Raw genomic sequence first — 8,494 nt, 5'->3', positions numbered from 1 at the left:
CCGGTTGTCCCCACCCGCATAGCGGGTGGTTTCTGATGCGGCGCGCTGCGCGCCCCGCACAGGCTAAAGCCTCTAACGTAAAAGCCCCGTTGGTAAAACGAGTTACCAACGGGGCTTGGACTGAAAGGTCGCGCTTAAACGAGAGGGAGCCCTAACACTCGAGACGTTTGCGCATAAGCGCGAAGGCAATCAGCGAAGCGCCGACAACGGTCATAATAAAGGCGACGGCAAGGGTTTGGTCGCCCGTGTTGGCGAGCGCACCCTTAGTAGTCTTAGCGGACGTTTTGGTTACCTTGGTCGTCGTCTGCTGACCGGGTTGGGACGGCGTCACGGGCTGCGCAGGCTGAGCCGGCTCCCCCTTGGCCTCCTCGCCCGTCACCACGTACGTCGAGAAGTGGCTCGTACGGAAGCAGAGGTAGTCGCCCTCGGTCCACGTATCCATAGCCTGAGTGGAACCATCCTCGGCAACGTAGAGCACCTTGAGATTGGTGAGCGCCTTCATGGCGGCAGTCATCTTGACACGGACGATGAAGGACATGCCTTCGTAGTCCTCGATAACCTCGCCGTCCTTGAGAAGCTTGATATCGAGCTTATCGGCAACCTTGGTAGTCCCCTGCTCAAGGCCGGAAATCGTAGCATTGGCGGCATCGGTAAGATCCGTCGGTTCCTCGACCACAAGAGAGATGCTGTTGTTCTGGGCAATGCCGGCAGCGACATTGTTCTCGGCGCTTACGCTAACGTCCGTTCCGTTGCTACCCGCAACGCCTGCAATGGTCTTTGCCGCTACGATAACGGCGCAGGTCGCGGTTTTGTCGCCACAGGTGGCGGTAATCGTGGCGGTACCGGCCTTAAGCGGCGTCACGACGCCGTCTTTGACCGTGGCGATCGACGAGTCGCTGGAGGTCCAGCTCACCGTCGTATCGTCTGCATCGGCAGGACTCACCGTTGCGGAGAGCTTTGTGGAGGCATCACCGACGGTAAAGGACAGGCTCGTCTTGTTGAGCTCAACCTTTTGGGCGGGATTGGTCACGGTCACCGAAACGGTCTGGGAGAGCGACCCTGCAGTGATGACAAAAGAACCAGAACCGGTCTTGAGGGCGGTAACGGTGTAGGAGCCATCACCGTTGTCGACAACCTTAAACGCCTTCGAAGCGCCCGTGTCATCCAGAGCAAGATTGGTCTCGTCGACCTCACCCGCAAGGGTTCCAGCAAGAGAAACCTTCACGGTGCCCTCTTCGCCCTTCTTGAGGCCGAGGACGCTCTGGTCGACCGTAAGGTTCGTTGCGGGATTAGAGACGGTCACCGCGCAATCCTGAGAATAGGTGCCGTCTTCAGTCGAAACGGTGATGGTTGCGGCGCCCTTGGAGACAGCCGCCACCTTTCCGGTTTGATCGACTGTAGCGACACTTTCGTTGCTGGACTTCCAGACAATCGTCTGGTTAGCCTCCGCGGGAACGACCGCCGCCTTAAGCTGCTCGGTTGCAGCGCCCACAAGCACGACCTTCTGCTTATCGAGCGTGATGCCCGTAGCAGGCTGAATAACCGTCACCTTGCACGTGGCGCTATGCTCTCCGTCCTCAGTGGTGACGGTAATCGTAGCAACACCTGCCTTGACCGGGGTCACGACGCCATCTGCAACCGTGGCGACCGTAGGATCGCTCGACGACCAGGACAAGTTCTTGTTCGTTGCATTATCGGGCTCAACCGCTGCGGTCAACGTCGAGGGCTCACCGCCCACAGCAAGCTTAAGGTTTGAAGCGCTGAGCTTGACGCCCGACACCTTTACAACCGGAGTGGTTACCGTAATCGCATCCGTGGTTGCAGAGACCCCATCAACCGTTGCCGTGATCGTGGCATCACCGTCACCGACAGCGGTAACAAGACCGTTAGCGTCGACGGTAAGGACGCTCTCGTTGGAAGAGGACCAAACAACTTGGCTGGCCTTGTCATCAGGGGAGACCTTTGCCTTCAGCTGCTGAGTCGTGCCTTTATCCATGGAGGTTGAGTAGCTGTCCGCAATGGAAACCGCAGTCTTTGCAGGCTCCTCGCCAGGCTTGACAACATGAACGGTCATCGTGTCGCAGAGACGACCACCCAAGTACATTGAAACCGTTGCATCGCCGTAACTATGAGGCACTAAATACCCCAAGTAACTGCCACCACTAAACATCGGTCCTTTTACCTCGAGGACATCCGGATTATCTGAAGTGAAAGAATACTTTGCGCCGGCATAGGAGTCCATCAATTCCTCAGCGCTTTTACTCAGCACGCCCTTTGGATATTCAAACCCCCTGTCACATTCCAGCCAAAGCCAATCTTTGGATATACTATCTGAACTGACCTCACAGGGAAATGTATAATCGCTCGACACAAACTTAGCCTTCGAAAGGCTCACTTCCGCAGGGTCGACAACCTCTATCTCAAAGGGATGGTCATTGCCAAGGCCATCACGAGCATGAGCCTTAACGGTGCCAGGCTTTATTGCCTTAAACGAGTTTTCACCACCGATAAGCTCAACGACATCGTTGCTTTCCAGAGAATAGGTTACAGCGCCAAAGTCCGCACCCCAATGTGCGCGCTGGCATGCCTTCAGTACTTCATTTGGAGAAACGTTGAGAATGGCAGTCAGATAATAGCTGTCCCCAACCAGCATCTTTTGCTTTTTGTTCCCACGCTCATTGAATCCGGGCTCCTGATTCTCGGTTACAACATCACATAGCTTCTTCGTCTCAACTTCACCGTTGCAATAGTCGACAAGAACCTTGGCCTCTTTAGCATCTTTCGACAACGCCTCGAGTTGCAAAGAAGCGCTTAGCTCGGAAGTTCCATATGATGAATAATTCGAATTCACCCTTGCCTGGACTTTGGAATCCTTTGAGGGGTCTTCCTTAATAACAAAATATGTGGCCGCACGGCTCTCGTCCACGGGACGAACGTCAACTCTCCCCTCTAGTAATGCATAATGCGTGTTCCCGCATTTTTGCGGACAATCATCCGTGTAACCCAGCGTTGCGGTGTTTGTTGTCGCACCAGATTGGTCGTAAGAAACGAAACTGACCTTAATTGGATTGACTTTAGCCACACTTTTAATCTTAAGAGAACCGTTTAAACTCTCGTCGGTCTTGCTCTTCAGGGTTATAGTCGTTGTGCCAACTTTGGTGGGGCTAATTGTCAATACCCAACTATGTGACTCATAACTTACCTTAGCGATATCCTCGTCAGACGATGTGATATCGATATCGCTAGGGTCAATGTGCGCCCATTCGTGATTTTTATTAAAAAAGGAAAGCCTTCCTTTCACCGTCTGTCCAACAGCGACATCAAATTCTGACCACACATCGCCTGTAGACGAATCGTATGGGAGAAACGATGCACCCATGGAACCGTCCTGCGACTCCAGCATGACAGCATCCGCATGCGGAGCGGCCACCGTCAGCCCAAACGTTGCCGCCGTTAAAGCAACACAGATGCCTGTGGCTATCCTCCAAAACCCTTTTCTCATTCCCCTAAGTCCAATCTCTCGTGAAAAAACGCAGCATTCTCCCACACCTTAAAATTGGCTTAAGGATACCCCCCCCCCGACAGTTACCGGCAAGGTAATGTTTGTCAGATGTCTCAAATTATCGGCAAGCAGCACAGTTGACGCGCATATATCGCTGACGTCCAGCTTTCTAGGTGCGCTCATGCACAAGCCCCGCTGGCAGAGCGAGCTGCGAGCGGGGCTTGTGTTGGAAAGTCGCACTCGAACGAGGGCCGCGGAGAATTGATCGATTTGACTACCTCCCCGATCGGTCAATTAGAACTCGAGCTGCTCCAGGCGATCGAAGACCGTGTCGATGCGGGTGAGGAAGTCCCACGGGTCAAAGATCTCGTCGAGCTTCTCCTGGCTGACGGTGCAGCGCGGATCGGCCTCGAGGCGCTCCTTAAAGGTAGGACCGGAGACGCAATCCTGCACCTCGTGCCACGTGGCCATGGCGTTTTCCTGCACGATGGCATAGGCATCCTCGCGGGTGATGCCTGTATCGACGAGAGCCAGCAGCACCTTGGAGGAGAAGATGAGGCCGCGGGTCTTGTTGAGATTGGCCATCATGCGGGCAGGGTACAGCTGCAGGCCGTCGATGACGCGGATGAGGCACTGGAACATGTGGTCAAGGGCGATGAAGCTATCGGCCTGGGCGACGCGCTCGGCAGAGGAGTGCGAAATGTCGCGCTCGTGCCACAGGGCAACGTTGTCGAAGGCGACCTGGGCGTTGGACTTGACGATGCGCGAAAGGCCGCAGACCTTCTCCATAGTGATGGGGTTGCGCTTGTGCGGCATGGCGGAGCTGCCCTTTTGACCCTTGCGGAACGGCTCCTCGGCCTCGAGCGTATCGGTCTTCTGCAGGTTGCGAACCTCGGTCGCAATGCGCTCGCAGGTAGCTGCCGTGGTAGCGAGCACGCCGGCAAGGTAGGCGTGGTGGTCACGGCTGATGACCTGCGTAGACAGCGGATCGTGAACCAGACCAAGGTGCTCGCAGACATACTCCTCCACGAACGGCTCGATGGAGCTGTACGTGCCGACAGCGCCCGAGATGGCACCGAAGGCGACGTTCTTGCGGGCATCCTCAAGACGGTCCAAATCGCGCTTGAGCTCCCAAGCCCAAGAGCCAAACTTCATGCCGAAGGTCATCGGCTCGGCGTGAATACCGTGAGTACGGCCGGCGCAGAGCGTGTTGCGCTCCTCGAAGGCACGGCGCTTGCAGATCTCGCCGAGCTTCTTGACGTCCTCGATGATAAGGTCGCAAGCCTGAGTGAGCTGGTAGCACAGAGCCGTATCACCCAGGTCAGAGCTGGTCATACCGTAGTGAACCCAGCGGCTGGGCTTGGGCTCGCCCTCGGGGACGTCGGCGTCGATGTACTCCTTCATGTTGGTCAGGAAGGCGATGACATCGTGGCGCGTGACCTCCTCGATCTCGTCAACCTTCTCCTTCTCAAAGTTGGCGTGGTCGCGAATCCACTGGGCCTCTTCTTTGGAAATACCGATCTTGCCGAGCTCCGCCTGGGCCTCGCAGGCCAGGACCTCGATCTCCTGCCAAATGGCGTACTTGTTCTCGAGGGAGAAGATGTGTCCCATCTCCGGGCGGGTATAGCGATCGATCATAGCGGCTCCTTTTTGGTTATTGGCACGTTGGTCGTAACCCAACCATTGTACCGTGCGCGGGTGCAAGTATGGGCAGTAGGCATTAACCTAACATTTTGTAGCATAGAGCGGCTGCGGGCGAGCCCCTCGGCCTCACGAAGCCGCGGAGGAAGACTTTGTTGAATTGGCCGTCCCCATGTCTCCCATGCTCGATGGAGCGGGCAACGGGACGTCCGCGTATTTGCTTCGCAAATCCGCACCGGCTTCAGGCGCCTGCCGGCGCCTTCGCCTGCTCGCTACAAACGCTTCGCGTTTGCTTTACGCTCGCACCCTGGCGGGTTCGAGTCCCGGCGCTTTATTGAAAAAAGCACGGCACCGTGATGGTGCCGTGCTTGCGCTTTTAACTGGAGCGGGCAACGGGACTCGAACCCGCGAGTGTCAGCTTGGGAAGCTGATGCCTTACCACTTGGCGATGCCCGCTTGTGTGTTGGCTAGTATAACGCGGTTGTCTTGTTCGATACAAGGGTGTCGATGCTTGTTTTAGCTGTGGAGAATCGTTTGAAAACCGCGCCAATTGTGGAGATGAGGACCTTTGTCCTTCTTTTCTTGCCTTCTTCTACCTGCGCTTTTATCTGATTGTTGTATTTGAACTCGATTTGTCAGAAATCGGGCAAGCTTTTGGTCAGCTTCCGGTACTTACCCGCATGAACCATGGCGGTAGCCTCATCCCAAGCGCCGCGGCCTCCCCGTGCGGCGCACGAGGGATAAGGAGCAGCCATGTCCAACGCACCCACGCACTCTGTCCACAGCGCAATCGCAACAGGTCCGCTGCTCCTGCTCCTCTTTTTTCTGATCGGCTGCCTGGCACCAGGAGCCGCACTCGCCGTCGACGGGAGTGACGCCCTTAATTTCCGCACCATAAGCGACGGTTGCGGCCCCTTCGGCGTCGGTAAATACGAGGCACAGGACACTTCGATTTCGTACTGCATGAATCAAGACTGCCCCGGCCCCAGCAAGCCGGGAGGGCCATGGCGCACATATAGCCAGGGCTGGACATGGCTCGATGACGAATTTGCCGCCATCGTCTGTCACGGATACCCCTCCAGTACATCCTTTGGCGGCCACAATCTGTCGCCCGATCTCGCTCGTGCCGCCACCCAGATTGCCGTGTGGATGCTCAACGGAACCACGCGCCCCGACGGCACCTATTCGTATACAAATAGCAAGGGAGTTGCCAGGAGCGGTAGGTTTTACGAAAACGCCGAGGCCGTAGCGGCTGCACGTTGGCTCTACGAGAGCGCTAAGTCCGGATCTATTAAGGCAGCCCCACATCGAGCCAGACGTTATCACGGCCCGGTCTCGGGCGAGGGTCGGCACCAGGACATGCTCTATGTTCTGCCCGCCGTCTCCGTATCTTTCCAAAAACAATCGTCCCAGGCTGACATCACCGCCGGCAACGACACCTACAGACTCGGTGGCGCAACCTTCGATATCTTTGAAAGTGCAGGCGATGCACGTGTCGGCACTATCCAGATGGACGAAAACGGGCGTGCACAAGCAACGCTTTTGCCCAATACGGCATATTACCTGGTCGAAACCAAAGCCCCGGCAGGTTATATCCCTCGAAGCGACCGAATAACCTTCACCACACAAAACAGCGGCGAACATGTCACTATCAACGAGCAGCCCGGCACCATCACCTTGCGTATTGCAAAAATCGATGCCGCCACGGATGCCGGCGCCCAAGTTGGGGCGTCGCTTGTGGGCGCTGAATTTACCTGCGTCTCGCAATCAACTCCCGGCTGGACTCGCACCCTTACGACCGACGAAAACGGATGGGCGATCCTCAATGACGTTCCTCTGGGCACCTTTACCATCTACGAATCGAAAGCACCCGAGGGCTATCTGATTTCAAACGACTGTTGGAGCTACACCGTCGGTGCCGAGCAACTCGGAGATACGGGCATCGTTGAGCTCGAAAGCCGTATTCCCAACATCCCCATCGCCTTTGACCTTGAAATCTCGAAGTTTAAGGACCATGGCGATAGCGATGAGTCCGGCCTTGAGCAGCCGGCGGGAGGCGTCGTCTTTGAAGTTGTCAACAATAGCTCCCAACAAGTCGTCGGCACGTTGACCACAAACGTTTACGGCTTTGCCTCCACCAAAGACCAGCCCGAAGCATGGTTTGGCGCAGGCAAGCGACCCGCCGGCGCTCACGGTGCCATTCCCTACGACCGCGCGGGCTACACCGTTCGCGAGGTTGCAGAAACGGTCCCTGAAGGATTTAAGCAAGCGGGGGAATGGACCATCACAGCAGAGCAGTCCGCAGACGGCGCCGAGCTTCAGTACATCATTGACAACCATGCCCTATCGACACACCTTCAAATCGTAAAGCGCGATGCTCAGACCGGCGGCACCGTACCGCTTGCCGGCTTTACGTTCCAGCTGCTCGATAGCCACCACGAGCCCGTCTCGCAAACATGTTGGTATCCGACCCACAATGTAATGAATACCTTCACAACCGATACAGCCGGCGCCGTCACACTGCCCGAATCACTTCATCCCGGAACATACTACGTGCACGAGGCATCGGCCAAGGAACCGTATCTGCGCGGAGAAGACCTGGAGATAACGATTCCCTCCGACAGAAATCTGACACCAGTCGCCGTCGCCTCGTTCTATGACGACGCAGCAACCGGAAGCATCGAAATCATTAAGACGGATGCTGTAGATGGGCGCACCCTCGCTGGAGCCACGTTTGACATCCGCGCTGATGGCGACATCGTGCGAACCGATGGCAGCATCGTTGCCCTGGATGGCGAAACCGTCGCCACCGTTACAACCGACGAACGGGGGCATGCGCGAGTCGACCATCTTTCGCTGGGATGCGGTACCGCCACCTACGAGGTTGTCGAGACACAAGCGCCCGAAGGCTATCTGCTCAACCCGACCCCACATACTGTGAAGTTGTCGTACGCTGACCAGCAAACGCCCGTGATCGAAGTGCGCCTTGACGTTTCCAACGACTACACCAAGATCGATGTCTCCAAAGTCGACGCGTGCGGAGGTCAGGAAGTGACAGGCGCCGAGCTTGTCCTCTGCGACTCCAATGGCAACGAAATCGATTCTTGGACCTCATCCGGCAAACCGCACCGCATTGAGCACCTTTCACCCGGCACCTACACCCTACGCGAAACGATGTCTCCGCGTACCTACGACCTCGCCGAAGAGATAACGTTTGAAGTAAAAGCCACGGGAGAAGTTCAAACCGTAGCCATGAAGGATGCCCCCATCGAGATCAGGGGGGTGTTCCTATAGTTTTGTCAACTGGGAAATGCTGCCCGCGCGACTGAATCGCGGCATGCTGACGCCAGG

General features: G+C 56.5%; 3 protein-coding genes and 1 tRNA gene. 1 reads left to right on the top strand and 3 read right to left on the bottom strand.

Translation table 11 applies throughout. From position 1 onward, the window contains the following. Nucleotides 1-151 precede the first annotated feature (151 nt). The 3 genes from ABHT90_RS09835 to ABHT90_RS09825 all read right to left on the bottom strand — a co-directional run bounded on the left by ABHT90_RS09835 (nucleotide 152) and on the right by ABHT90_RS09825 (nucleotide 5,599). Nucleotides 152-2,074, bottom strand: a complete 1,923-nt coding sequence (locus ABHT90_RS09835) for an Ig-like domain-containing protein (protein WP_346982383.1) — start codon at nucleotides 2,072-2,074, stop codon at nucleotides 152-154. 1,722 nt (nucleotides 2,075-3,796) lie between these two features. Further along, entirely contained in the window at nucleotides 3,797-5,140 is a 1,344-nt protein-coding gene (purB, locus tag ABHT90_RS09830; protein WP_055287283.1) for an adenylosuccinate lyase, read from the bottom strand. Between the two features lie 384 nt (nucleotides 5,141-5,524). After that, nucleotides 5,525-5,599, bottom strand: a tRNA-Gly gene (locus ABHT90_RS09825). Between the two features lie 297 nt (nucleotides 5,600-5,896). Here ABHT90_RS09825 and ABHT90_RS09820 point away from each other — a divergent pair. Then, entirely contained in the window at nucleotides 5,897-8,437 is a 2,541-nt protein-coding gene (locus tag ABHT90_RS09820; RefSeq protein WP_346982382.1) for a SpaA isopeptide-forming pilin-related protein, read from the top strand. Nucleotides 8,438-8,494: the final 57 nt, after the last annotated feature.

Origin of the sequence: Collinsella aerofaciens, from assembly GCF_039758815.1 — a bacterium.
GTDB classification, from domain to species: Bacteria; Actinomycetota; Coriobacteriia; order Coriobacteriales; family Coriobacteriaceae; genus Collinsella; species Collinsella aerofaciens_BP.
This window is presented reverse-complemented; position numbering and strand designations above follow the sequence as displayed.